The sequence below is a fragment of the Curtobacterium sp. MCLR17_043 genome (assembly GCF_003224215.1).
Lineage (GTDB): Bacteria > Actinomycetota > Actinomycetes > Actinomycetales > Microbacteriaceae > Curtobacterium > Curtobacterium flaccumfaciens.
Genome location: NZ_QKLH01000023.1, coordinates 18569 through 42623 on the forward strand (window position 1 = coordinate 18569; position 24055 = coordinate 42623).

Annotated in this window: 24 protein-coding genes; 13 read left to right on the forward strand and 11 right to left on the reverse strand. The window is 71.9% G+C overall.

The window, feature by feature from the left end; all coding sequences use genetic code 11:
- Positions 1 to 154: 154 nt before the first annotated feature.
- Together DEJ03_RS16950 and DEJ03_RS16955 are read right to left on the reverse strand one after the other, a co-directional pair.
- On the reverse strand, positions 155 to 805 hold the full coding sequence (locus tag DEJ03_RS16950) for a GntR family transcriptional regulator (protein WP_110865543.1): 651 nt from the start codon (positions 803 to 805) through the stop codon (positions 155 to 157).
- 12 nt (positions 806 to 817) lie between these two features.
- Positions 818 to 2932, reverse strand: a complete 2115-nt coding sequence (locus DEJ03_RS16955) for an efflux RND transporter permease subunit (RefSeq protein ID WP_110865544.1) — start codon at positions 2930 to 2932, stop codon at positions 818 to 820.
- A gap of 77 nt (positions 2933 to 3009) precedes the next feature.
- Here DEJ03_RS16955 and DEJ03_RS16960 point away from each other — a divergent pair, with 77 nt between their 5' ends.
- A complete protein-coding gene (locus DEJ03_RS16960; protein WP_110865545.1) occupies positions 3010 to 3417 on the forward strand; it encodes a MarR family winged helix-turn-helix transcriptional regulator in 408 nt (135 codons plus the stop codon).
- 75 nt (positions 3418 to 3492) lie between these two features.
- Positions 3493 to 4533, forward strand: coding sequence for an LCP family protein (locus DEJ03_RS16965; RefSeq protein ID WP_110865546.1), 1041 nt, complete (start codon positions 3493 to 3495; stop codon positions 4531 to 4533).
- 74 nt (positions 4534 to 4607) lie between these two features.
- Here the strand turns inward: DEJ03_RS16965 and DEJ03_RS18350 are convergent, their stop codons facing one another.
- The 6 genes from DEJ03_RS18350 to DEJ03_RS16995 all read right to left on the reverse strand — a co-directional run bounded on the left by DEJ03_RS18350 (position 4608) and on the right by DEJ03_RS16995 (position 9746).
- A complete protein-coding gene (locus DEJ03_RS18350; protein ID WP_071404824.1) occupies positions 4608 to 5312 on the reverse strand; it encodes a transglycosylase family protein in 705 nt (234 codons plus the stop codon).
- 302 nt (positions 5313 to 5614) lie between these two features.
- The gene (gene rlmC, locus DEJ03_RS16975) at positions 5615 to 6766 is read right to left on the reverse strand and encodes a 23S rRNA (uracil(747)-C(5))-methyltransferase RlmC (protein WP_110865547.1); all 1152 of its coding nucleotides are present in this window, start codon (positions 6764 to 6766) and stop codon (positions 5615 to 5617) included.
- 7 nt (positions 6767 to 6773) lie between these two features.
- Positions 6774 to 7640 carry an SMP-30/gluconolactonase/LRE family protein gene (locus DEJ03_RS16980; RefSeq protein ID WP_375342302.1) on the reverse strand — a complete coding sequence of 289 codons (867 nt, stop codon included), beginning with the start codon at positions 7638 to 7640 and terminating at the stop codon, positions 6774 to 6776.
- 40 nt (positions 7641 to 7680) lie between these two features.
- Positions 7681 to 8301, reverse strand: a complete 621-nt coding sequence (locus tag DEJ03_RS16985; RefSeq protein WP_071404822.1) for a DedA family protein — start codon at positions 8299 to 8301, stop codon at positions 7681 to 7683.
- 66 nt (positions 8302 to 8367) lie between these two features.
- Positions 8368 to 9027 (reverse strand): FadR/GntR family transcriptional regulator, encoded by a 660-nt coding sequence (locus tag DEJ03_RS16990; protein WP_110865548.1) that lies wholly within the window; start codon positions 9025 to 9027, stop codon positions 8368 to 8370.
- Positions 9024 to 9746: an SDR family oxidoreductase gene (locus tag DEJ03_RS16995; RefSeq protein WP_181422769.1), complete on the reverse strand. Its 723-nt coding sequence runs from the start codon at positions 9744 to 9746 to the stop codon at positions 9024 to 9026. Before DEJ03_RS16995 ends, DEJ03_RS16990 begins: the two co-directional genes overlap by 4 nt.
- Before the next feature lie 45 nt (positions 9747 to 9791).
- On the opposite strand from DEJ03_RS16995, the gene DEJ03_RS17000 reads away from it, so the two are divergent.
- The 7 genes from DEJ03_RS17000 (at position 9792) to mnhG (ending at position 16919) form a co-directional block, all read left to right on the forward strand.
- On the forward strand, positions 9792 to 10544 hold the full coding sequence (locus DEJ03_RS17000) for an SDR family NAD(P)-dependent oxidoreductase (RefSeq protein ID WP_110865550.1): 753 nt from the start codon (positions 9792 to 9794) through the stop codon (positions 10542 to 10544).
- Between the two features lie 101 nt (positions 10545 to 10645).
- Positions 10646 to 13558 (forward strand): Na+/H+ antiporter subunit A, encoded by a 2913-nt coding sequence (locus DEJ03_RS17005; RefSeq protein WP_110865551.1) that lies wholly within the window; start codon positions 10646 to 10648, stop codon positions 13556 to 13558.
- Positions 13555 to 13965, forward strand: coding sequence for a Na(+)/H(+) antiporter subunit C (locus tag DEJ03_RS17010; RefSeq protein ID WP_110865552.1), 411 nt, complete (start codon positions 13555 to 13557; stop codon positions 13963 to 13965). The genes DEJ03_RS17005 and DEJ03_RS17010 overlap by 4 nt, the downstream gene beginning before the upstream one ends.
- Positions 13962 to 15653, forward strand: coding sequence for a Na+/H+ antiporter subunit D (locus DEJ03_RS17015; protein WP_110865553.1), 1692 nt, complete (start codon positions 13962 to 13964; stop codon positions 15651 to 15653). Before DEJ03_RS17010 ends, DEJ03_RS17015 begins: the two co-directional genes overlap by 4 nt.
- Positions 15650 to 16231, forward strand: a complete 582-nt coding sequence (locus DEJ03_RS17020; protein ID WP_110865554.1) for a Na+/H+ antiporter subunit E — start codon at positions 15650 to 15652, stop codon at positions 16229 to 16231. Before DEJ03_RS17015 ends, DEJ03_RS17020 begins: the two co-directional genes overlap by 4 nt.
- Positions 16228 to 16566 (forward strand): hypothetical protein, encoded by a 339-nt coding sequence (locus DEJ03_RS17025; protein ID WP_051597118.1) that lies wholly within the window; start codon positions 16228 to 16230, stop codon positions 16564 to 16566. Before DEJ03_RS17020 ends, DEJ03_RS17025 begins: the two co-directional genes overlap by 4 nt.
- Entirely contained in the window at positions 16563 to 16919 is a 357-nt protein-coding gene (mnhG, locus tag DEJ03_RS17030) for a monovalent cation/H(+) antiporter subunit G (protein ID WP_071245814.1), read from the forward strand. Before DEJ03_RS17025 ends, mnhG begins: the two co-directional genes overlap by 4 nt.
- Positions 16920 to 16996: 77 nt before the next feature.
- Here the strand turns inward: mnhG and DEJ03_RS17035 are convergent, their stop codons facing one another.
- Complete coding sequence (locus DEJ03_RS17035) at positions 16997 to 18238, reverse strand: MFS transporter (protein ID WP_110865555.1); 1242 nt, start codon at positions 18236 to 18238, stop codon at positions 16997 to 16999.
- Positions 18239 to 19017: 779 nt separating this feature from the next.
- Positions 19018 to 20061 carry an L-glyceraldehyde 3-phosphate reductase gene (mgrA, locus tag DEJ03_RS17040; RefSeq protein ID WP_071245810.1) on the reverse strand — a complete coding sequence of 348 codons (1044 nt, stop codon included), beginning with the start codon at positions 20059 to 20061 and terminating at the stop codon, positions 19018 to 19020.
- Between the two features lie 90 nt (positions 20062 to 20151).
- Between mgrA and DEJ03_RS17045 the strand changes: the two genes are divergently transcribed.
- Genes DEJ03_RS17045 through soxR form a run of 3 tightly spaced genes read left to right on the forward strand, consistent with a single transcriptional unit; the run spans position 20152 to position 22176 of the window.
- Positions 20152 to 20607 carry an iron chaperone gene (locus DEJ03_RS17045; protein ID WP_220034159.1) on the forward strand — a complete coding sequence of 152 codons (456 nt, stop codon included), beginning with the start codon at positions 20152 to 20154 and terminating at the stop codon, positions 20605 to 20607.
- Between the two features lie 2 nt (positions 20608 to 20609).
- Positions 20610 to 21653 (forward strand): YdcF family protein, encoded by a 1044-nt coding sequence (locus DEJ03_RS17050; protein ID WP_258370905.1) that lies wholly within the window; start codon positions 20610 to 20612, stop codon positions 21651 to 21653.
- A gap of 10 nt (positions 21654 to 21663) precedes the next feature.
- Entirely contained in the window at positions 21664 to 22176 is a 513-nt protein-coding gene (gene soxR / locus DEJ03_RS17055) for a redox-sensitive transcriptional activator SoxR (RefSeq protein WP_110865556.1), read from the forward strand.
- Here the strand turns inward: soxR and DEJ03_RS17060 are convergent.
- Complete coding sequence (locus DEJ03_RS17060; protein ID WP_216852147.1) at positions 22173 to 22613, reverse strand: MarR family winged helix-turn-helix transcriptional regulator; 441 nt, start codon at positions 22611 to 22613, stop codon at positions 22173 to 22175. The two genes, soxR and DEJ03_RS17060, sit on opposite strands and share 4 nt — an antisense overlap.
- 46 nt (positions 22614 to 22659) lie before the next feature.
- Here DEJ03_RS17060 and DEJ03_RS17065 point away from each other — a divergent pair, with 46 nt between their 5' ends.
- Entirely contained in the window at positions 22660 to 23913 is a 1254-nt protein-coding gene (locus DEJ03_RS17065; protein ID WP_110865557.1) for a multidrug effflux MFS transporter, read from the forward strand.
- Positions 23914 to 24055 lie beyond the last annotated feature (142 nt).

A 24055-nucleotide genomic window follows, 5' to 3' on the forward strand; every position in this document is an offset into this window, starting at 1 on the left:
GGGAAACCATAACCGCCACGCGGGGAACGGACATGGGATGCGCCTGGAAGGTCACCCCGTACTCGCCGTCACCCCGTGACGGGCTGGAGGCCCGTGGCGGCGTCCCCACGGGCCTCCAGTCCGTCTCCTGGTCGCGCTAGTCGCGCTGGTCGCGCTAGTCGCGCGACGGGAGCAGGTGGATCGCCTCCATGGCGAGTTCGGCAGCAATGGGGTCCTTCGCGACGACGGCGTCCTTGAGCTTCGTCAGCTCGGGCAGGATCACGTCGGCCGGCAGGAGCTCGGCGAGCTCCGGCACGCGGAGCTTGAAGGAGAGCCCGTCCGTGGTCGAGTTGCAGAGCTGCACGAGGGACGAGTTGCCGCACGCGTCCGCCCACATCGAGTAGATGCCGGCTCCGTCGCGCGCCACCTGGTCCTGCTCGTCGGCGCTCACCCGCGCGTGCACGTCGTCGAGCATCTTCACGATCTTCTTGCGCTGCGCGTCCGTGAACCGGGGCACCGCGAGCCGCACGACGCCGCCGTAGATCACGCCGAGGGTGCGGTACGCGTCGAGGAGCTCCCCCTTCGTCGGCGCCGCGACCCGGGTGTAGCGGTTCGGTGCCATCTCGATGAGGCCGGCCCGGGCGAGTTCGGCGAGGGCTTCGCGGATCGGGGTGCGGGAGACCCCGAGCCAGGCGATCAGGTCGTCGTCGTTGAGCCGTTCCCCGGGCTCGAGCGTGCCGTCCATGATGGCGTCGCGGATCTTGTCCTGCACCGTGTCACGGAGGAGCTTGCGCTCAGCAGCGGGCTGCGTCGAGGGAACTGGCATGGGTCCAGCGTGTCACATGTCAGGGTTCGTGCGCGAGAGGCGCGACGGCCACCAGGCCCGGTGCCCGAGGTCGTAGGCCAGCGCCGGCACGAGCAGCGAACGGACCACGATCGTGTCGAGCAGGACGCCGAACGCGACGACGAACGCGATCTGCACGAGGAACAGGATCGGGATCACGCCGAGGGCGGCGAACGTGGCGGCGAGCACGACGCCCGCCGACGTGATCACCCCGCCGGTCACGCCGAGTCCGCGCAGGACGCCCTCGCGTGCACCGTGCCGCAGCGCCTCCTCGCGCACTCGTGTCATGAGGAAGATGTTGTAGTCGACGCCGAGTGCCACCAGGAACACGAACGAGTACAGCGGCACGCTCGGGTCCGCGCCCGGGAAGTGGAACACGTGGTCGAACACGAGCGCTCCGACACCGAGGGCCGCCGCGAAGGACACGATCACGCTGCCGATCAGCACGAGCGGCGCGACGATGCTGCGGAGCAGGAGCATCAGGATCAGCAGGATCACGACGAGCACCACGGGGATGATCAGGGTGCGGTCACGGATGCCGGTGTCGTTCGTGTCGACCGCCGTCGCGGTGACGCCACCGACGATCGCTCCCGGGTCGACCCGTTCGACGGCGGTACGGAGGTCGCGGACGGTCTGCTCGGCGGCGTCCGAGTCGGCGGCGTCGGACAGCGTCGCCTCGAGCAGGACGTCACCGCGGGAGACGGTCGGCGTGCTGCTGCCGGCGGCGGACCCGGTCACCGGGACGGTCCCGGCGGGGCTGTCCTTCGCTGCGGCGACGACACCGTCGACCCCGTCCACCGCGGTGATCGCGTCGACGAGCTGGTCGAGGTCGCGCTCCGCGCCGATGACCTGCGCGGGGCTGCCCGAGCCGCCCGGGAAGTGGTCGGCCAGCACGTCCTGACCGTCACGGGCCTGCGACGACCCGATGATCAGGTCGCTCTGCGGCACCCCGTCCGCCTTGAGTCCGAACAGGCCGGCACCCATCGCGAGCAGGCCGACCGTGCAGACGATCCACACCACCCGGGACCGACGGGCGACGAGCCGGCCGACGCGCGCCCAGATGCCGCGGGCGTCCGGACCGGTGAGCACGGGGTGGGCGCTGCCGAACGCGGGACGCAGCGGCCAGAACGCCGCGCGGCGGAACGCGAGCAGCAGCGCGGGCAGGAGTGTCAGGGCGGCGAGCAGGCTGAACGCGATGCCGATGGCCGCGACGGGGCCGAGCGCCTTGTTCGAGTTGAGGTCGGAGAGCAGCAGGCAGAGCACCCCGACGATCACCGTGCCGCCCGAGGCCAGGATCGGCTCGAGGCTCCCCCGCAGGGCGGCCTTCGTCGCGTCCCAGCCGGTGCGGTGGTCGCGCAGCGCCTCCCGGAAGCGCGAGGTGTACAGGAGCGCGTAGTCCGTCGCCGCGCCGATCACCAGGATCGACAGGATGCCCTGGACCTGCCCGTTGACCGTCACGATGTCGGCCTTGGCGAGCCACCAGACCACGAGGATCGAGGCGCACAGGGCGAAGGTGGCGGTCCCGAGCACGAGCACGGGCAGCAGGGGTGATCGGTAGACGATGATCAGGATCACGAACACCGCGGCGAGCGCCACCCCGAGCAGCAGCCCGTCGATGCCGGCGAAGGCCTCGGTCAGGTCCGCGGTGAACCCGGCCGGGCCGGTGACGTAGCCGCTCACCCCGGACGGCAGTGCGTCGTCGACGTCGGCCCGGATGGCCTCGACCGCGTCCCCGGTCTCGGCGTCCTGCGTGAGCGTGGCGACGATCTCGACCGCGTCGCCGTCCTCGCTCGGGATCACCGGGCTGACGGCATCGACGTCGGCGCGGTCGGACAGCGTCGTGGTGAGTGCCTTCGCGTCGGCGAGGTCGGTCGACGTCAGGCCGCCGTCGCGCTCGAGGACGATGATCGCGGGCGCTCCGGACTCGTCGCGGAACTCGGAGGACCGCTCCTGCACCTTCGTGGCGTCGGCCGAGGCGGGCAGGAACGAGGTCTGGTCGTTGGTCGAGACCTCGGAGATCTTGCCGAAGAAGGGACCGCCGACCGAGGCGATGCCGAGCCAGACCACGATGACGAGCGCGGGGAGGACGATGCGGAGGAAGCGGGACACGTCGGTGAGCGTACACCGATCGTCAGCATGCTGATTACTTGACCGTCGAGCGCTGCTGACGACCATAGAATCACGGCATGCAGGACACGAGCGAGCAGTGGCCCCTCGGGCGCCTGCTGTCCGCGGCTGCACGGTCCGTCGAGCGGGACTGGGACGAACGACTCCGCGCCATCGGGCTCTCGCACGCCGCGGTCGTCGCGATCGACATCCTCATCCGGACCGGTCCGACCGGCGCGGACACCATCGCCCGCACCGCACGGGTCCAGCCGCAGACGATGTCCCGCACGCTCGAGCGGATGGAGCGGGACGGCCTGGTCGAGCGCACCCCACATCCCGCCGATCGCCGGCGCCGCGTGGTGAGCGTGACGTCCGCCGGCCGGTCCGCCTGGGAGACCGCGCGGCACATCGAGCGCGAGGTCCTGCCGGAGGACCCGGCGCTCCGATCGGCGCTGGGCGAACTGCTCGGCAAGCCGCAGTCCGAGTGAAACACTGTTCATGAAATACCACATGCGATAAGATCCCGTGGTCGGTGCGTGCCGACCTGACCACAGGAGCCCCGCATGTCCGAACGCCGAGCCGCCCGCGCGGCCGTTGCACACGCTCACCACGCCGCCAGCAGCAGACGGCGGCGGCGGCCGTTCCTCGTCGCGCTGATCACGACGCTCGGCTCGCTCGTCGGCGTCGCCCTGGTCGTCGCCGTCGTCGCGAGTGCGTTCGTCGGCGGTCTCGCTCGGAGCTTCGACGCCGGGAGCGAGACCATCACGAACCCGTTCCCGAGCGGCACCCGACCGACTCCGACAACCGGCGAGAACGTCCTGCTCATCGGTTCCGACTCCCGGGCGCAGGGCAACCCCGATGGTGGCCCTTCGACGTCCGGCGGGCGCTCGGACACCCTGATGCTGGCGCACGTACCCGCCGATCGTCAGCACGTCTACCTGATGTCGATCATGCGGGACTCCTGGGTCGAGGTCCCCGGGCACGGGCGCGCCAAGATGAACGCCGCGTACGCCTGGGGCGGGGTACCCCTGACCGTGCAGACCGTCGAGCATCTCCTGGACGTCCGGGTCGACCACGTCGCCGAGATCGACTTCACCGGGTTCGAGGACATGACCGATGCCCTCGGCGGCGTGACCGTGTCCTCCCCGCAGGCCTTCTCGACCGCCCACCACGACTTCGTGGCGGGGACGAATCGCCTCGACGGCGCCGACGCACTCGCCTTCGTGCGGGAGCGTCACGCCTTCGCCGACGCCGACCACACCCGGGTCCGCAACCAGCAGGCGTTCATGCGCGGCGTCGTGGACGGACTGCTGTCCCGCGGCACGGTCACCAACCCCGGGCGCATCCAGGACTTCGTCGCCGCGACCAGTGAGCACCTGTCGGTCGACGCGGGGTTCACCTTCGCTCGGATGGCGGAACTCGGGTGGTCGCTCCGCGCGGTCCGGGCCGACGACCTCGTGACCTTCACGGTGCCGACGGCGGGCTCCGGGACGTCACCGGACGGACAGTCGATCGTGACGCTGAACCAGCTTTCGGTCGGGTCCCTGTCCCAGGCGCTCCGGTCCGACGACGTCGCCGGCTGGCTCGCCGACAACCCGCAGTAGCCCGGCACCGCACGCACGACGACGCCCCACGACTCGAGGTCGTGGGGCGTCGTCGTGTTCGGTCTGCGGAGAGATCAGGCGGGGAGCTGGAGCTCCTGGCCGGCGTAGATCAGGTTCGCGTCGTCGATGGTCGACGTGTTCGCGGCCCAGAGCTGCTTCCAGCCGCCGTCGATCCCGAGCTTCGTCGAGATCGTGTCGAGCGTGTCACCCGAGGCGATCGTGTACGTCTTGCCGCTCGTCTTGACCGGGGCCGGCTTGCTCGGCGTCGTCGCTGCCGGGGCGGGCGTCGACTCGGTCGTGCTCGGCGCGGCCGGCTGCGGGGCAGCCTGCTCGGCGGGAGCCGGTGCCGGAGCAGCGGGCTGCGGGGCGGCCTGCTGTGCGGGCGCCGGAGCCGGTGCGGGGGCCGGAGCCGCCGCGGCGGGGGCTGCACCGCTGGTGCCGCTCAGCCCGAGCTGGGCGGAGCAGGCGGGCCATGCACCCCAGCCCTGCGAGGCGAGGACACGCTCGGCGACGGCGATCTGGGCTTCGCGGCTGGCGGAGGCGGGGTTGCCCGCGCCACCGTTCGCCTGCCAGGTACCGAGGTTGAACTGCAGGCCGCCGTAGTAGCCGTTGCCGGTGTTGATGGCCCAGTTGCCGCCGGACTCGCACTGCGCGAGCTGGTCCCAGGTCGAACCGGACGCTGCGTTCGCGGGGGCTGCCGCGAGGCCGACACCGGTCGCGGCGATGCCGGCGAACGCCAGGCCGCCGACGATGGTGCGGGTACGGGAAAGCTTCTTCATGTGATTGCTCCACCGGGGTCACGAGCCGCATCTGTTGCGGGATCCACTGCCCACCCCGACCGATCGCGGTCAGTTGTGGGGGTGCGCCACCGGGGGCAGTGGTCATCGGGCCGGCGGCACCTCGGTCGGCAACCATAGGAAACTCTTGACCGTTATCAAACCGAGACAAACGGTTCTACCCGTGCATGCTATGTACCCCGCCCCAGAACCTGAACGGCTCGATGCCCATGGCCATGGTGATCGAGGCGTACCCGGGTACGTGTCCTTGGCAATTCCCTGGCAATGCCGATCGGCGGTCGGGATCAGGCGCGCGTGAGCAGGGTCACGGCCTCGAGGTGACCGGTCTGCGGGAACATGTCGAGCACCCTGGCCCGACGCAGCCGGAACGACGGCATGCGTGCCAGGTCCTTCGCCAGGGTCACCGGGTTGCAGCTCGAGTAGACGACGTGCTGGACGTCCGACTCCTCGAGCCAGGTCGACAACCGCTCCCCGATCCCGCGACGCGGAGGGTTCACGACGACGAGCTCGGGCACCGCGTCCGGACGAGCCCGGAGGGCGTGCTCGGTCGCGTCGTCGGCGGCGAACCGGAGGCCTTCGAGGCCGGCCTCACGAGCGGACTGCTTCGCGGAGCGGATCGCCTCGGCGCTCGTCTCGATGCCGGTCACCACGCGGCCTGGACGGGCAGCGTGCAGCGCGAACCCGCCGACGCCGCAGTACAGGTCCCACATCGACGCGGGGTCGAGCTCGTCGATCCAGGCCGTCGCCTGCGCGTACAGCTCGGTCGCGACGCCGGTGTTCGTCTGGAAGAAGCTCTGCGGCCGCAGGTGCATCGTGATCCCGCCGAGCCGCATCGGCAGGGTCTCCTGCGCGGTCAGCACGATCTCGCGGTCGCCCTCGGTGACGGCCTTGTGCTCGGGCAGCAGGTTGGCGGTCACCACGACCGCGTTCGGCAGTGCGGCACGCAGGGCGTCGAGGTGCTGGCGGAGCCGCGGGAGCTGCCCCTCGGAACGCAGCACGAACCGGATCATCAACTCGCCGTCGGGCGACTCGGTGACCAGGACGTACTTGAGCTCACCCCGGCGCGCGGCGACGTCGTACGGGATCAGCCCGGCGGTCGAGACGAACTCGGCCAGCACGGGCAACGCGTGCCGGATGCCGGGCGTGCAGATCCCGCAGTGCCGCAGGTCCACCCCGCGCTGCCGGTGGTCGAGGATGCCGACGGTCGGGTGCTGGACGGACCCGCCCACGACCATCTTCGCCTTGTTCCGGTACCCCGACTCCGGGCTCGTGATCGCGGGCGACCAGGAGACCGCTCCGGGGCCCCCGGCGGCCTCGACCGCGGCGTGCAGGAGTTTACGCGTGCGGAGTTCCTTGTCGAGGACCTGGTCGGTGTAGGGCTGGCCCATGAGCGTGCACGACCGGCACACCCCGCGGTCGAAGTAGTCGCACTGCATGGCCGAGTCAGGATACGGCAGCGTCCCGCGTCGTCGTGGCGATCCGGTACACCGACGTCGTCGCGGTCAGGAAGAGCGTCGTGCCGTCGTCGCCGCCGAAGCACAGGTTCGACGTGACCTCCGGCACGGCGACCGCACCGATCCGGGCACCCGTCGGGTCGAACACGACGACGCCGCGGTGCGAGGACGACCAGACGTTGCCGTGCACGTCGACCCGGATGCCGTCCGGCGCGCCTTCTCCAGGCTCGAGCCGCGCGAACACCCGACCGTTCTTCAGCAGGTCGCCACGACGGTCGTAGGCGCGGATGACCGGCTCGTCACCGGATGAGCTCGCGATGTACAGCACCCGCTCGTCCGGGTCGAATGCCAGGCCGTTCGGCTCGTCCAGGTCGGTCGCCACGGGCCGCAGGTCCTCACCCGCCGGGCCGCACCGGAACACCCAGTGGTCGCCGTACTCACGCACGCCCGGGTGTCCCTCACGCGGCTGCGTGATGCCGTAGGCGGGGTCGGTGAACCAGACGCCGCCGTCCCGCGCGACCACCACGTCGTTCGGGGAGTTGAACCGGCCCCCGTCCCACACGTCGACGATCGGCGTGACGACGCCGTCGCGGTCCCGCTCGACCCGACGCAGCCCGTGCGAGCACTGCACGACGCTGCCGTCCCGGTCGAGCGTGCGGCCGTTGGTGAACTCGACACCGTCCGCGTACACCGAGGTCTCCCCCGAGTCCGCGTGCCACTGCAGGATCCGGTCGCCGGGGATGTCGGACCACCGCAGCGTGCGCGTCGACGGGATCCAGCGGGGCCCCTCGGCCCAGGTGCTCCCGGTGGCGATGCGCTCGAGCGCGTCAGGGTCCGGTACGAGGTCGTCGAGCAGCACGGGTTCTCCTTCGAACGGGCTGCCCAGCCTACGTTCGTCAGGCCGCGGCCGCAGCCTCGCTCCGTCGTCGGACGGCCTTCTCGATCGCGGAGATCGCGAGGCCGAGCAGGATCGACGCCACGACCGCGAGGGTCGTGACGAGGAAGGGCTGCTCGCGGCTCCAGCGCCCGGTGGCCGAGGCGATGCCGACGCAGTACGCGGCCCACACGACGTCGGCGAGCACACAGCTGAGCAGGAACCGCCGGAGGTCGAGCCCGCTGTCGGCGCCGACCAGGTTCGTCGTCAACCGGCCCATCGGGATGAAGCGTCCGAGTACCGCGATGCGCCCGGGGGCGGCACGGTAGCGGCCGTCGATGGCGTCCCGGGCCGCGCGGACCTTCGGACGCGCGAACCACGACCTCGAGCCGAGGTCGACCGACCGCGCCAGGTGGTAGAGCCCGAGGTCGCCGAGGACCATCCCGATCGACGCCGCGACGACGAGGAAGAGGACCGGCAGGAGACCGCCGTCACCGCCCACCAGGAGCGTGCCGATCGCGACGACGAGTGCCTGGCTGGGCAGGAAGACCGCGACGCTGCCCACGGCGAGCACGAGGCCGACCACGAAGAACGCCCACGGGGTGCCGACGAGCTGGACGACCAGGTCCTGTGCTGCGTCCACGACTCACCCTCCACGGGCGCCGAGGGGCACACCGGGGTCCATCCTCGCAGGTCCGGGGCGCTCCGCTCACGTGCGGTCGACGATCGCCCGCATCGTCGCGGCCGCGTCGTCCGGGCGGCCGTCGAGGACGGCGTCGGCGAGTGCGAGGTGGAGGCCGACGTCGCGCCGGTCCGGGCGGATGCCCCCGCGTTCGCGCAGCACCTGGCCGACCACCTGGTGCAGGCGTCGGTACAGGGCGTTGCCGGACAGGTCGAGCACGAGCGCGTGGAACCGCACGTCCGCGGCCACGAAGTCGAGGCGGTCGTCGCGGGTCGCGGCGGCCGCGAGCTCGTCCGCGGTGGTGCGGAGGGCCTCCCGTCGGTCCGCGTACTCGTCGAGCGCTGCCCGCCGGGCGGCAGCGGCAGCGGCGGCGGGTTCGACCGCCGCGCGCAGCTCGCGGAGCTCGGCCGCCACGCGCCCGCCGTCGGGGCCCCGCAGGCGCCACCGCACCACGCGCGGGTCCAGGACGTCCCACTCCCGCACGTCGAGGACGGTCACGCCGACCCGGCGCCTGGCGGTGACCAGGCCGAGGGCGACGAGGACGCGGACCGCCTCGCGGACGATGCTGCGACTGGCGCCGGTCCAGGTCACCAGGTCGTCGACGCTCCGTCGGCTGCCCGCGGCGACCGCACCGGAGACGACGGCGGCACCGACCTGGTCGAGGACCCGTTCGAAGGTGCTCGTCACCGCTGCGAGACCGGCGACAGCACGAGCTCGTCGATGCGCACGTGCGCCGGCGCCCCGAGCACGAAGGCGACCGTCCGCCCGATGTCCTCCGGTTGGAGCATGCGCTGCCGCGCGGCCGCGTCGGGAACCTCGGGCCGTTGGTCGAGGAAGTCCGTCGCGACGTCACCCGGGCACAGGTGGGTGGCACGCACGCCGTGCTCGGCCTCCTGCTGGTTGAGCGTCCGGACGACCGACGCGAGCGCCGACTTGCTCGCCGAGTACGCGACACCAGCCCCCGGCTGGAAGGACCACCCGGCGTACGACGACACGACGACGACCACGCCGCCGGTCGCGCGGAGTGCCGGCAGCGCGGCGTCCACCAGCGAGACGACGGCGGTGAGGTTCGTGTCCACGATCGCGCGGAAGTCGGTCAGCGACTGGTCGTCCCACCGGCGCCTCGGGGCGTTGAGCCCGGCCGCCAGCACGAGCCCGTCGAGCCGCCCGTGCCGGTCGAGCACGGTGTCCCGCGCGGCGGTGACGGCGTCGGGGTCGTTCGCGTCGAGGGGCAGGACGTCCGCGGTTCCCCCGGCGCCGCGGACGGTGCGCGCGATCTGCTCGAGCCGGTCGGCACGGCGCCCGCTGAGGACCACGGTCCAGCCGTCCCGCGCCGCCGCCTCGGCGCTCGCGGCCCCCATGCCGCTGCCCCCACCCGTGACCCAGAGCACACGCTGATCCGTCATGCTCGAATAGTATGCCTATTCAAGGCACCGACGACGGGAGCAACGATGCACCTCGACCTGACCGACCGCGTGGTGGTCGTGACCGGCGCAGCGCGCGGGATCGGCCGCACGCTCGCCGACCGCTTCCTCAGCGAGGGGTGTCGCGTCGTCGCGCTCGACCTGGCCTTCGAGCCGGGCTTCCCGCTCGACCCCGTCGTGTGCAACGTCGCCGACCCGCAGTCGGTGCGCGACGCCGTGGACGAGGTCGTCCGGCGGCACGGCACGATCGACGTGCTGGTGAACAACGCCGGCATCAACGTCACGGGCACGGTCGCCGAACTGGAGTGGGACGCCTGGCGCCGCTGCATGGACGTCAACCTCGGCGGCACGTTCCTGATGAGCCAGGCCGTGGCTCCGGTGATGCAGGCGGCCGGGCGCGGTCGGATCATCAACGCCGCCTCGTTCGCGGCGATCGTGCCCAGCGTCGGGAGCGCGGCCTACGCGGCGTCGAAGGCAGCCGTCGTCTCGTTCACCCGGGTCCTGGCGTCGGAACTCGGCCCGTGGGGGATCACCGTGAACGCCTACGCACCGGGCATGGTGCCGACGGCGATGAACGGCTTCGCGACGATGCCGACCGAAGCCCAGGACCGCCTGCTCGACACGCTGTCGCTCCGCCGGTGGGAGACGCCGGACGACGTCGCCGACCTGCTCGTCTTCGTGGCGAGCGACGCCTCGGGCTACATCACCGGCACCCTGCTCGACGTCTCCGGGGGCAAGCTCGCGACGCAGATCCCCGCTCGCGCACACGGCCGGACCTGAGCGGACTGCTGTCCGGCCGCACAGGTTCTCCACATGGCCTCCTCCGTAGGCTGTGAAAGCCCAGTGAGCCGGACTGCAGCCCGACCCCGAGGAGGTGCCCGATGGTCCTCGTCCTCGTCGCGTTCGCGATCGTCGCCCTGATCGTCCCCGCCCTGACCCCCGTCCTCGGCCGCCGCGTGTTCTACGTCGCGGCCCTCGCCCCCGCCGCGGCGGCGGTACTGACGATCGCCCAGACCGACGCCGCCCTGCACGGCAGCGTCGTCGAACGGCACCAGTGGGTCCCCCAGCTCGACCTCGACGTCACGCTGCGGATGGACGCCCTGTCGTGGGTGCTCGCACTGGTGGTGTCGATCGTCGGCGCGTTGGTGCTGGTCTACTGCGCCTCGTACTTCGCGCGGGACGAACCCGGGCTCGGTCGGTTCGCCGGGGTCCTGACCGCCTTCGCCGGCTCGATGTACGGGCTCGTGATCGCCGACGACGTCATCGTGCTGTTCGTCCTGTGGGAGGCCACGACGGTCTTCTCCTACCTGCTCATCGGGCACGATGCCGCGAAGCGTGCGAGTCGCGCCGCCGCCATGCAGGCGCTCGTGGTCACCACCGCGGGTGGTCTGGCGATGCTCGCGGGCCTCGTGATGCTCTCGGTCACGGCGGGCACGACCTCGCTGTCCGCGATCGTCGCCGATCCCCCGAGCGGCACGGTCGTCTCGGTGTCGGTGGTCCTCGTGCTGCTCGGGGCGCTCACGAAGTCGGCGATCGTGCCCTTCCACTTCTGGCTCCCCGCCGCCATGGCCGCACCCACACCGGTCAGCGCGTACCTGCACGCCGCGGCGATGGTGAAGGCCGGCATCTACCTGGTGGCCCGGCTCGCCCCCGCGTTCGCGCTGCTCGACGGCTGGCGCGAGACGATCACGCTGCTCGGCGTCGCCGGGATGCTCGTCGGCGGGTACCGGGCACTGCGGCAGACCGACCTCAAGCTCCTGCTCGCCTACGGCACCGTGGCCCAGCTCGGGTTCCTCGTGCTCGCCGCCGGCTGGGGTGCCCCCGCGGTCGCGCTGGGCGGGGTCACGCTGCTCGTCGCACACGCCGCCTTCAAGTCGACGCTCTTCCTGGTCGTCGGCGCGATCGACCACGTCACCGGCACGCGTGACCTCGGTCGGCTCAGCGGGCTCGGCCGTGCCCGCCCGTGGCTGGCGGTCGTCGCGGTGCTCGCGCTGCTGTCGATGGCCGGGATCCCGCCGACGATCGGGTTCGTCGCGAAGGAAGCCGTGCTGACCGGGTTCACCGAGTCCCTGCACGGCCCCGACGCCGGCTGGGCCTGGTTCGCCCTGATCGGCGTGACCGTCGGATCGGTGCTCACCGTGGCGTACTCGCTGCGGTTCCTGTGGGGCGCCTTCGCCCGCAAGCCCGGCGTCGCGACCACGGAGCCGCACGCCCTGCACGGCCTCGCCGTCGTGCCCTCGGTGCTCGCGCTGGCCGGGCTCGCACTCGGCCTGCTCACCCCGGTGGTCGCGCACGGCATCGAGCCCGCTGCCACGACCGCAGCGCTCGGCGGCGAGGAGGTCCCGCACCTCGCGCTCTGGCACGGCCTCGAACCCGCACTCGGCCTGTCCGCGATCACCCTGGTCGGCGGCCTCGCACTGTTCGCCCTGCGTCGTCCGGTCGAAGCGCTCCAGCACCGGCTCGCCGGGTTCCCGAGCGCTGCGGGCACGTACCGGCACGGCATGCGGCTGCTCGACCGTGGAGCGACCGGACTCACCGCGAGCCTGCAGCGCGGCTCGCTCCCCTACTACCTGACCGTGATCCTGTCGGTCTTCGTCGCCGGGGCACTCGCCAACCTGGTGCTCGGCGGGCCGTGGGAGTTCCACGTCCGGTTCGCCGACTCGTGGGGCCAGATCCCGGTGATGATCGTGATGTCGATCGCGGGCATCGCGGTGCTCACGGCGAAGACCCGGTTCGCCGCCGCGGTCCTGGTCGGCGTCACCGGCTACGGCCTCTCGGTGCTGTTCGTCCTGCACGGCGCCGTCGACCTCGCCCTGACGCAGCTCGTGGTCGAGACGGTCACCCTGATCGCCTTCGTCCTGGTGCTCCGACGGCTGCCCCCGCGCATCGCCACGACCAACCCGTCGCGGTTCCGGGTCGTGCGGGCGCTCTTCGCCGGGCTGGCGGGGCTGACGCTGGCGATCGTCGTCGTCGTTGCTGCCTCGGCCCGGACGGCACGCCCCCTCTGGCCCGACCTGCCCGCGCTGACGAGCTCGTTCGGGCACGGTCTGAACGTCGTGAACGTCGCCCTCGTCGACCTGCGCGGCTGGGACACCCTCGGTGAACTCACGGTCGTGGTCGCCGCGGCCACCGGCGTCGCGAGCCTGATCTTCGTGAACTCGCGCGAGGACACCCTGCCCCGGCTGCGCGACCTGCCCGAGACCCTGACCGCGAACGGCGAGCGCACCGACGGCGAGCCCCGCGCCTGGCTGCCGACGAGCGCCGCGATCCCGACCGGCCGTTCGGCACTGCTCGACGTGGTCGTCCGCCTGCTGTTCCACGGCCTCATCGTGCTGTCGGTGTACCTGCTGTTCGCCGGGCACAACTCGGCCGGTGGCGGGTTCGCCGGTGGCCTGGTCGCCGGCATCGCGCTCGCGGCCCGCTACCTGGCCGGCGGCCCGGCCGAACTCGGTGCAGCGGCCCCGGTGCGTGCCGGTCGTCTGCTCGGCCTGGGGGTCGCGACGGCGGCCATCACCGCGATCGTGCCGCTGTTCTTCGGCCGTGAAGCCCTGTACTCCGAGTTCTTCGAGGCCACCGTCCCGATCCTCGGGCACGTCGAGTTCGTCACCGCCACGTTCTTCGACATAGGCGTCTACCTGGTCGTCGTCGGCCTGGTGCTCGACGTCCTCCGCAGCCTCGGTGCCGAGGTCGACCGGCAGCGCCTCGAGGACGCCTCGACCCCCACCCGCGACACCACCGAGGGGTCCGTCAGCGATGCCCTCGATGCCCCCACCCCGGAAGGGAGCGCCACGTGACCGTCACCCTCGTCCTCGTGATCGCCATGGCGGTGCTGTTCTCGTGCGGCGTCTACCTGCTGCTCGAACGTTCCCTGACCCGGATGCTCCTCGGCTTCCTGCTGCTCGGCAACTCGCTCAACCTGCTGTTGCTGGTGATGTCCGGGGCCGCGGGCGACCCGCCGATCGGCAAGAGCGCCGAGGGCATCACCGACCCGCTCCCCCAGGCGTTCGCCCTGACCGCGATCGTGATCACCTTCGCCGTCAGCGCGTTCCTGCTGGCCCTGATCCACCGGTCGTGGCAGCTGTCCCGCGCCGACGAGGTCGAGGTCGACGAAGCCGACGCCGCCATCGGCCGCGACCGCGACGAGGCGGCCGACGAGGACCCGGAGACCACCACCGACGCAGAACAGGAGGCGACCCGATGACCTGGCTCGTCCCGCTCCTCGTCCTCGTCCCGCTGCTCGGTGCCGCGGTCGCGCTCGGACTCCTCCGGCACCAGAAGCTCCAGCGTGCGATCACCGTCGTGGTGCTCGTCGTGGCCCTGGCCGTCGCCGCCACGCTCATGGTCCTGGTCGACCGGCACGGCACGATCGTGGTGCAGGTCGGCGGCTGGGACGCCCCGTACGGCATCTCGCTCGTCGTCGACCGGCTGAGCGCCCTGCTGCTCACCGTCAGTGCGAGCGTCCTGCTCCTCGTCCTGCTGTTCTCGATCGGGCAGGGCCTGGCCGCCGACGACGAGGACGCCCCGGTCACGATCTTCTACCCGACGTACCTCGTGCTCGCGGCCGGTGTGCTCGACTCGTTCATCGCCGGTGACCTGTTCAACCTGTACGTCGCGTTCGAGATGCTGCTGGTGGCGAGCTACGTGCTCATCACGCTGGGCGGCAGCGAACAGCGTGTCCGGGCCGGCACGACGTACATCGTCACGAGCCTGATCGCGTCGGCGATCTTCCTCGCCGCCATCGGGCTGGTCTACGGCGCCACCGGCACGGTGAACATCGCCCAGATCAGCGAGCGCGTCGCCGGCCTGCCGGAGCACGTCCAGCTGCTCCTGCACACGATGCTGCTGATCGGGTTCGGCATCAAGGCGGCCGTGTTCCCGCTGGCGTTCTGGCTGCCGGACTCGTACCCGACCGCCCCGGCGCCGGTCACCGCGGTCTTCGCGGGCCTGCTGACCAAGGTCGGCATCTACGCGATCATCCGGCTCGAGACGGTGATCTTCCCGCGACCACAACTCAACGAGGTGCTGCTCGTCGTCGCCGCACTGACGATGGTGGTCGGGGTGCTCGGCGCGGTGTCGCAGACCGACGTGAAACGGCTGCTGTCCTTCACGCTGATCAGCCACATCGGCTTCATGGTGATGGGCGTCGGACTCGGCACCGTCGCGGGGACGGCGGCAGCGGTGTTCTACACGGTGCACCACATCGTCGTGCAGACCACGCTGTTCCTGGTGTCCGGTCTGATGGAGCGCGTCGGCGGGACGACCTCGACCCGGTCGCTCGGCGGACTGCTGAAGGCCGCACCGCTGCTGGCCGCCCTGTACCTGATCCCCGCGTTCAACCTGGGCGGGATCCCGCCGTTCTCCGGCTTCATCGGCAAGCTCGGCCTGTTCCGTGCCGCCGCCGAGGACGGTTCCCCGATGGCATACGTCACCATCGGCGCCGGCGTCGTCACCTCGCTGCTCACCCTGTACGCGCTCATGCGGGTCTGGGACGCCGCCTTCTGGCGGCCGAAGCCGGCGGCCGAGGCTGCCGCCCCGCACGCGACGAGTGCCGAACCGCACGCCCACCTGCGGTCGCCGGAACCGGCGCCGCTCACCGTCTCCGAGGAGACGGGTGAGGCGTACCACCCGGGAGGCTCGGTGACGGTCACCGACGCACCGCACGCGGCCACCGCCTCCAGTCCGACCACCGGCGCGACCGAGGCGGTCGGCGAGGCTCCCGAGAAGGTGCGCCTGCCGCGCATGCTCGTCGGCGTGACGACCGTCGCGGTGCTCGGGTCCGTCGCCCTGACGGTCGTCGCCGGCCCGCTCTACGGCTACGCGACCCGCGCAGCGGAGTCGCTGGAGTCGCCCGACCGCTACGTCCAGGCCGTGCTCGGAGGTGAGCGATGACCGACGTCCGCCGCATCTCGAACGCCAGGCGGATCGCACTGGCGTGGCGCTACGACGTGCCCTTGGTCGCGGGACTCACCGTGCTGTGGGCGCTGCTCTGGGGGTCGTGGACCCCGCTGACGCTGCTGTGCGGCATCGTCGTGGCGCTCATCGTCACCCAGGCGCTGCCGCTCCCGCCGGTCCCCCTGTCCGCACGGTTCTCGATCGTGCACGTGCTGCGGTTCCTGGCGGTCTGGTCCGGGCTCGTCGTCGTGGCGTCCTTCCGGGTCGCCTGGGTCGCGTTCCGTCTCCGGGGTGTGCGGCGGAGCTCGATCACGCTCGTGCAGCTGCACTCGACCTCCGAGATGACCTTCACCCTGGCCACCCTCGCGATCTCGCTCGTGCCCGGCTCGTACGTCGCCGACGTGGACCTGCGGCGTCGTCGCCTGCTGCTCCACGTGCTCGACACCGAGCGCCACGAGCAGGTCGAGGACGAACGCCGCGTCGCACTCCGGATCGAGGCCATGGTCATCCGCGCACTGGGATCCAAGCAGGACGTCTCCGAGCTGTCCGAGCCCCTGCCGGAGGTGACCCGATGAGCCCCGCCGTCGTCGTGATGGGCATCGCCGTCGCGCTCGTGCTCGCGCTCCTCGGGGCGACGTTCGCCCTCGCGGTGTTCCGCATCGTGCGCGGCCCGACGATCCTCGACCGCATGATCGGCTCCGACATGGTGCTGACCACCGTGCTCGTGGTGATCGCCGCCGCGATGGTCATCCGCCAGGACCTGACCGGCATCCCCGTGCTCGTGGTGATCTCGGCGACGAGCGTGTTCGCCACGGTCGCCGTGGCCCGGGCCGTCACGCCCTCGGCTGACCCGTCCGACGAGGGACTGACCGTCACCACCCCCGAGCGCGCCGAGGAGGACCAGTCGTGATCGAGATCATCGAGTCGTTCGTCGACGACGCCGGCATCCGGGCGTGGATCGCCATCGGGCTGCTGCTCGTCGGGTCGCTGCTGTCGCTCGGCGCCGGGGTCGGCATCGTCCGGTTCCCGGACCCGCTCGTCCGTCTGCACGCGATGGCGAAGCCGCAGGTGCTCGGGCTCGCACTCGCGCTGGCCGCCATCGTCGTCGCGGTGTGGACGTGGACGGCGTTCTGGGTCGTGCTGCCGATCATGGTGTTCCAGCTGTTCCTGGTGCCGGTGTCGACGCACATGATCGCCCGCGCCGGCCTGCGCGCCGACGACTACCGGCACGAGGACCTGCTCGTCGACGACACGGAGTCCTGACGCACCGACCTGACCGGCTGGAGGCCCGTGGCGGCGTCGCCACGGGCCTCCAGTCCGTCAGATGGTCACGTTCGCGGTCAGGCGGTCGCGACCCGACGCGGGAGCAGCAGGTTGCCGACCGCGGCGACCACGACGATCGCGGCGGAGACCGCCGGCAGCAGCATCGCGGCCGCGGTGCCGTGGTGCTCGGCGACGTCCCCGGTGATCGCGGAGGCGATGGACTGGCCGACGATGACGGCGGACCCGAGGATCGTCATGGTGGTGGCGGACCGGCCGACCGGTGAGCGGTTGGAACCGAGGCTGTACTGGGCGACCAGGGTCGGCCCGATCCCGATGCCCATGATCGCGAGGATGACGCCCGCGGCGACGACGGAGTCGGCGCTGGCGAACGCGATCGCACCGGCGAGGAGCACGACGCCGAACACGAGCCAGCGCCAGCCGAGGCCGAAGGCCCGGGGGAACGCTGCCGACCCGAGCGCCAACCCGGCGGAGCCGATGCCCATCAGGCCGTAGAGCAGGCCGGCCTGCGAGGCTTCGCCGTGGGTCTCCATGAACGCCGTCAGCGAGGTGAGCGTCGAGCCGAAGAACAGGCCGATGCCGAGGATGCCGACGACCACGACGACGAGCCGCGGACGCAGGAGCTGCCGCGCGGGTGCCTGCGTCGACTCCGCGTGCTGGCCGACCACGAGCTTGCCGGTCGGGTGCAGCGCGAACGCCGTCACGAACACGAACGTCAGGACCGAGGCGCCGGCGACGGCCACCCACGGGGCGATCGCGCTGGCGAGGATGCCGACCAGGAACGGGCCGATGATGAACACGGTCTCGTCGGCGGCGGACTCGTAGGCCATCGTGCCGCTGAGGGTCTTCTCGCGCCGCGCCGGGGCCATCCGCTGCCGGATGATCGCGACGAGCCGGGTGCGGGACATCGGGGCGACCTGCGGGGCCGAGGCACCGATGCAGAATGCGACCGCGAGGACGGCGAGGTCGGGCGCGGTGCCGCTGACGACGAACGGGAAGAACCCGAGCAGCGCCGCGTTCACCAGGCCGACGGGGACGAGCACCGCCCGCTGGCCGTAACGGTCCGCCGCGGCACCGACCATCGGGCCGAAGATCGCGGAGCCGATGCCGACGGCGGCGGAGTTGATGCCGCCGAGGGCGACGGAGTCACGGGCGGCGACGACGAGGGTCAGGACGCCGACCACCATCATCGCGAACGGGAGCCGGGCGATGAAGGCCACGGGGAAGTACCAGCGTCCGGCGAGGGAGACGAGTGAGCGGTCCGGAGCGGGCGGGGCGTCGGTGGAACGGGTCTGGAGCATCGGGGTTGTGCCTTCTCGGCCCGCCCGGTTCGGTGGCGGCGGACCCATCGGGTGCCGCCGTTGTCCGCCGGGATGCCGGCGGCCGGTAGATACACACTGCGTGTTGTCGAACGCTGTCGATGGTACCAACCGGCCGCCGCGCCCCGGAGGAGTTCGCTCCGGGCGCCGTCCCGGCGGTCAGCCGCGGCGCGGTCGCAGACCGTCGCCTGCGGCGCCGCTGTCCGACAGTTCGTGACCGGTCGGCGGGCGGCCCGCGACGGGTCGTGACCGGCCCCCGCGGGCCGGCCACGCGACGCGACGCGACCGGACGACGGACGGGAGGCGCGTGGCGGGGTGCCCCGCGCCTCCCGTCCGCCGCGCCGCGCGCCCAGGGCCCAGCAGCGGTCACGACCCCCCGTCGGCCGTGCGCCGTGCGGTCGCAGACCGTCGCCTGCGGCGCCGCTGTCCGACAGTTCGTGACCGCTCGGCGGGCGACCCGCGACGGGTCGTGACCGGCCCCCGCGGACCGGCCACGCGACGCGACGCGACCGGACGACGGACGGGAGGCGCGTGGCGGCGTGCCCCGCGCCTCCCGGCCGCCGCGCCGCGCGCCCAGGGCACCGCAGCGGTCACGACACCCCGTCGGCCGTGCGCGGTGCGGTCGCAGACCGTCGTCTGCGGCGCCGCCAGCCGACAGGTCGTGACCGCTCGGCGGGCGACCCGCGACGTGTCGTGACCGGTCAGCGGGGCCGGCCACGCGATGCGACCGGCCGAGGGACTGGTGCGGCGTGGGGCTCGGGTCAGGAGACCTCGCCCGCGCGGGCTCCCGCCCACAGGTCGACGTCCGTGATGCCGACCGAGTGCTCGTCGATGACGCGGAGCTCCTCGTCGGTGAACGACGTGTTCGACAGCGCGGCGACGTTGTCCTCGAGCTGCGACACCCGTGACGCACCGATGACGAGTGAGGTCACCCGCTCGTCGCGGAGTGCCCAGGCGAGGGCGAGCTGCGCGAGGGACTGTCCGCGCGCGGCCGCGACGTCGTTCAGGGCACGGAGGTGCTCGACGACCTCGGGCGTGATGCTCGACGCGTCGAGGGACTTGCCCGCTGCCGCGCGGGAGTCCTCGGGCACACCGTTCAGGTACTTGCCGGTCAGCAGCCCCTGCGCCAGCGCGGTGAAGCCGATGACGCCGAAGCCGAGCTCGCCGGCGGCGTCGAGCAGCCCCTCGGTCTCGATCCAGCGGTTGAGCATCGAGTACGAGGGCTGGTGGATCAGGAGCGGGGTGCCGAGGTCGCGGAGGATCTCGGCTGCCTGCCGACTGCGCTCGGCGTCGTACGACGAGATCCCGACGTACAGCGCCTTGCCCTGCTGGACCGCGGTGTGCAGAGCGCCCATCGTCTCCTCGAGCGGGGTCGAGGCGTCGAGGCGGTGCGAGTAGAAGACGTCGACGTAGTCCAGGCCGGTTCGCTGCAGCGACTGGTCGAGCGAGGCGAGCACGTACTTGCGCGAGCCACCGCCCTGCCCGTACGGTCCCGGCCACATGTCCCAGCCGGCCTTCGTCGAGATGACCATCTCGTCGCGGTAGGGCCGGAAGTCCTCGCGCATCAGCCGGCCGAAGTTCACCTCGGCGGCACCGTAGGGCGGGCCGTAGTTGTTCGCGAGGTCGTGGTGGGTGATCCCGAGGTCGAACGCCCGGCGGCTGATGGCGCGCTGGTTCTCGAAGGGCATGTCGTCCCCGAAGTTGTGCCAGTACCCCAGGGAGAGCAGCGGCAGGTCGAGGCCCGAGCGGCCGGTCCGGCGGTACGTCATCGAGTCGTAGCGGTCGTCACTGGCGATGTAGGTCATGGGACGAGCCTGGCACTCGATCGGGCCCTGACCTCGCATGCTTCGCTTCCCGGACCCATGATGGGTGCACGAGACCACGAGGAGACGACGATGGCACGGACGACGAAGACCGAGACCACCTTCACCGACGAGGAGCGCGCGGCGATGCAGGAGCACGCCGCGGAGGTCAAGCGCGCCCGCGGCACGAAGGGCACCAAGGCCGAGAAGGCGGCGGCCGACGCCGCTGCGGTCGAGGCGAAGATCGCCGAGATGCCCCAGCCGGACCGCGGTCTGGCGGAGCGCATCCACCGCATCGCGCTCGAGGTCGCGCCCGAGCTCGCGCCGAAGCTCTGGTACGGCATGCCCGCCTACGCCCGGGACGGCAAGGCGGTGTTCTTCTTCCAGGACGCCGCGAAGTTCAAGGCCCGCTACGCGACGCTCGGGTTCCAGGACTCGTCCGCGCTCGACGACGGCACGTTCTGGCCGACGTCGTGGGCGATCAGCCCGGAGTTCTCCGAGGCCGACGAGGCACGGGTCGCCGACCTGATCCGTCGCGCGGTCGGCTGACGGTGCTCGGGCTGGGCGCCGCTCCCGTCTTCGCCCTGCTGTTCCTGGTGCTGTACGTCCTGGGGCGGCGACGGGACCCGCGGATGCTCCGCAACGGGGTGTTCCTGACGGCGGCCGTGCTGTTCGGGCTCGCGACGGTCGTGGCCGTGCTGACCAGGGTGGTCCCCGGGTTCAGCCTGCTCGTCGCCGTGGTGCTGCTGCTCGTGCCGCTCGCCGTGGTGGTGCTCGGCGTCGCCCTGGTCGCGAACGGCCTGCAGATGCTCCGGGCCGAGGGACGCAGCGTCGGCAACCTGCTGTCGCTCGCCGCCGGGGTGGCGGTGTTCGTGCTGCCGGCGGTCGCCATCGCCCTGCTCGTCTCCGGCAGTGGCGAGGGCTTCACACTGTGGGACGGCACGAAGATCGCGGTCGCCGTGCTGATGGTGTTCGTCTGCGGGTACTTCGCGCTGTCGCTGGTCGCGTTCGCCCTGTACTCCGTGGTCTACGGGCGGACGCGGCACGGCATCGTCCCCGACACGATCGTGGTCCTCGGCTCCGGGCTCGTGCACGGCGAGGTCCCGCCCCTGCTGCAGAGCCGGCTCGACCGCGCGCTCGGCGTCTACCGCGCCGAACGAGCCGCCGGACGCCGACCGCTCCTCGTGCCGTCCGGCGGACAGGGCGACGACGAACCCCGCCCCGAGGGGACCGCGATGGCCGAGTACCTGGTGGCGCACGGTGCCGACGCGGACGACGTCGTCGCGGAGACCGCGTCGCGGAACACCCGCGAGAACCTCCGGTTCTCGCGGGACGTGCAGACGGCCGCCGGCCGGGACGGCCAGATGGTCGTGGTCACGAACAACTACCACGTGCTGCGGGCCGCGACCCTGGCCCGTCGCCTCGACCTGCCAGCCCAGGTCGTCGGCGCGCGCACGGCGGCGTACTACGTCCCGAGTGCGTTCCTGCGGGAGTTCGCCGCGGTGATCGTCGAGCACCGCTGGCTCAACGTGGTCGCCTGCACGCCGTTCGTGCTGTTCACCGGGTTCCTGCTCTGGGAGTCGTTCCAGCAGTAGGATCTCCACCATGGTCGAGATCCCGGCGCCGCGGCCGACCGACCTGCTGCCCATCGGCGAGATCGTCCGCCGCACCGGCGTCGCAGCCTCGGCCCTGCACTTCTACGAGCGCAAGGGCCTGATCCACCCGGAGCGCACCGACGGCGGGACGCGGATGTACCCGCGGCACGTCGAACGGCGGATCGCGATCATCCAGGTGGCCAAACGCCTCGGCATCCCGCTCAGCGAGGTCGCCGAGCAGTTCGAGGCCCTGCCCGCCGACCGCATGCCCTCGCTGCGCGACTGGAACCGGTTGAACGAACGGTGGCGCGCACGGCTGCGGGCCCGCCAGCTCGAGCTCGAGCGCTTGCAGCAGGAGATGACGCAGTGCATCGGCTGCGGGTGCGTCTCGCTCGGGGCCTGCTCGGTCGTGAACCCCGGTGATGCCCTGGGCGACGAGGGGCACGGTGCGCGTCGCCTGCTGCCGATCCAGGACGAGGGGGACGACGATGCCGCCGCCGCCGCCGAGGACGCCGTCGCCTAGCCCGCGCGGAGCCCGTCGTCGATCCGCTGCAGCAGCTCCAGCGCCTCGACCGCACCCCGCTCGTCGCCACCGAGGGCCGTGCGGAGCTTGCCGGACCAGTGCCGGTAGAGCCGGTCGACGCTCTCCTGGGCCAGGGCGGTCGAGTGCAGCTGCACGGTCCGGGCGTCCGCCGGGTCCTGGCGCCGCTCGACCATGCCCTTCGCCACGAGCGACCGGAGTGCGACGCTGAGGTTGCTGCGCTGCAGGGCGGTCGCCTCGGCGGTGGCGCTGGGCGAGGTGCCGGGGTTGCGGTTGATCCAGCGCATCACGAGCGCTTCGGTGCCGGTCAGCGGCACGATGTCGAGGGTCTCGGAGCCGTGTGGATCGATGTCACGCGCGATCCGGAGCAGGACGTCCGCGAACTCGGCGAGGACGTGGTCGGACACGGCGGAGTGCATGACCGTACTGTACCGATCTCCGGCGATGAGTTATGCTTTCATAACCATGACCACGGACACCGGAACCATCCGCGCGACGATCGCGACACCCACGACCAAGCAGCAGGGCATCACGACCGCGCTGCTCCTGGTGCTCGGCCTGCTCAGTGCCGTCGCCCCCTTCGCCACCGACCTGTACCTGCCGGCGTTCCCGCAGATGACCACCGAGCTCGGGGCGAGCGCCACCGCCGTCCAGCTCACCCTGACCGCGTTCCTGGTGGGCGTGACCGCTGGCCAGCTCGTGTTCGGTCCGCTGTCCGACCGGTTCGGCCGCGTGCCACCGCTCATCGCCGGTGCCGCGGTGTGCGTGCTCGCCAGCATCGCCGCGGTGCTCGCGCCGAACATCGGCGTGCTCATCGCGGCCCGCCTGCTGCAGGGCCTCGGCGGTGCGGCCGGCATGGTGATCAGCCGTGCGGTCATCTCCGACCTGGCGACCGGCAAGTCCGCCGCCCGCGCGTTCTCGCTCATGATGATCGTCGGCGGGGTCGCCCCGGTCGTCGCACCGCTGCTCGGCGGCCTGCTCACCGGTCCGATCGGCTGGCGCGGCCTGCTCTCGATCGTGCTCGGCCTGTCGGTCGTCATGCTCATCGCGGTCCTCGCCGTGATCCGCGAGACCCACCTGAAGGAACACCGCGACACCCTGCGCGAGGAACGCCGTGGCTCGGGCTCGGCCCTGCGTGCCCTGCGCTCCCGCACGTTCCTCGGCTACACCGCGGTGTTCGGCTTCGCGTTCGCCGTGATGATGGCCTACATCTCCGCGTCGCCGTTCCTGTACCAGGACATGATCGGCTTCGGCACGGTCGGCTACGGCCTGGCCTTCGGGCTGAACGCCCTGGCGCTGATGGGCGTCAGCATCCTGTCCGCCAAGCTCACCGCGACCCGTTCGGTCACGGGCGTGCTGTCGCTCGGCATCGTGCTGGTGCTCGCGTCGACCGTGGCGTTCGCGCTGCTCGTCGTGTCCGGGGCGCCGGTCATCTGGCTCGCCGTGCCGCTGTTCACCGCGGTGGGCTCGCTCGGCCTGGTGCTCGGCAACGCCACGGCACTCGCCCTCGGTGCCGTGCCCTCGGCCGCCGGCAGCGCCTCGGCCGTGCTCGGTGCCCTGCAGTTCGGGCTCGCGGCGCTCGTGTCCCCGCTCGTCAGCATCGGCGGCTCGGACACCGCGGCGCCGCTGGCGATCGTGATGCTCGCCGCCGCCGTGGTGGCCGTCGTGGCGCTGCTCGCGGCGCGGGGCCGGACCAGCCGGACCAGCACGCTCAGCTGACCCGAAAGGACACCGGCCGCTGACCCGGAACGGCACCGCCCGCTGACCCGGAACGACACTGTCGACGTCGTACGACATCGACAGTGTCGTTCCGCGTCGACCAGACCGCCCCCGACCCAGCCCCTGTCTCTTATACACATCT

Excerpts from the sequence above, each read along its gene's own strand:
- DEJ03_RS17045 (WP_220034159.1), top strand. The coding sequence starts at position 20,152 with ATGGCACGGACGACGAAGACCGAGACCACCTTCACCGACGAGGAGCGC.
- DEJ03_RS17025 (WP_051597118.1), top strand. The coding sequence starts at position 16,228 with ATGAGCCCCGCCGTCGTCGTGATGGGCATCGCCGTCGCGCTCGTGCTC.
- soxR (WP_110865556.1), top strand. The coding sequence starts at position 21,664 with ATGGTCGAGATCCCGGCGCCGCGGCCGACCGACCTGCTGCCCATCGGC.
- DEJ03_RS16965 (WP_110865546.1), top strand. The coding sequence starts at position 3,493 with ATGTCCGAACGCCGAGCCGCCCGCGCGGCCGTTGCACACGCTCACCAC.
- mgrA (WP_071245810.1), bottom strand. The coding sequence starts at position 20,061 with ATGACCTACATCGCCAGTGACGACCGCTACGACTCGATGACGTACCGC.
- DEJ03_RS16995 (WP_181422769.1), bottom strand. The coding sequence starts at position 9,746 with ATGACGGATCAGCGTGTGCTCTGGGTCACGGGTGGGGGCAGCGGCATG.
- DEJ03_RS17035 (WP_110865555.1), bottom strand. The coding sequence starts at position 18,238 with ATGCTCCAGACCCGTTCCACCGACGCCCCGCCCGCTCCGGACCGCTCA.
- DEJ03_RS17065 (WP_110865557.1), top strand. The coding sequence starts at position 22,660 with ATGACCACGGACACCGGAACCATCCGCGCGACGATCGCGACACCCACG.
- rlmC (WP_110865547.1), bottom strand. The coding sequence starts at position 6,766 with ATGCAGTGCGACTACTTCGACCGCGGGGTGTGCCGGTCGTGCACGCTC.
- DEJ03_RS17000 (WP_110865550.1), top strand. The coding sequence starts at position 9,792 with ATGCACCTCGACCTGACCGACCGCGTGGTGGTCGTGACCGGCGCAGCG.
- DEJ03_RS17005 (WP_110865551.1), top strand. The coding sequence starts at position 10,646 with ATGGTCCTCGTCCTCGTCGCGTTCGCGATCGTCGCCCTGATCGTCCCC.
- DEJ03_RS17015 (WP_110865553.1), top strand. The coding sequence starts at position 13,962 with ATGACCTGGCTCGTCCCGCTCCTCGTCCTCGTCCCGCTGCTCGGTGCC.
- DEJ03_RS18350 (WP_071404824.1), bottom strand. The coding sequence starts at position 5,312 with ATGAAGAAGCTTTCCCGTACCCGCACCATCGTCGGCGGCCTGGCGTTC.
- DEJ03_RS17060 (WP_216852147.1), bottom strand. The coding sequence starts at position 22,613 with ATGCACTCCGCCGTGTCCGACCACGTCCTCGCCGAGTTCGCGGACGTC.
- DEJ03_RS17020 (WP_110865554.1), top strand. The coding sequence starts at position 15,650 with ATGACCGACGTCCGCCGCATCTCGAACGCCAGGCGGATCGCACTGGCG.
- DEJ03_RS16950 (WP_110865543.1), bottom strand. The coding sequence starts at position 805 with ATGCCAGTTCCCTCGACGCAGCCCGCTGCTGAGCGCAAGCTCCTCCGT.
- DEJ03_RS16960 (WP_110865545.1), top strand. The coding sequence starts at position 3,010 with ATGCAGGACACGAGCGAGCAGTGGCCCCTCGGGCGCCTGCTGTCCGCG.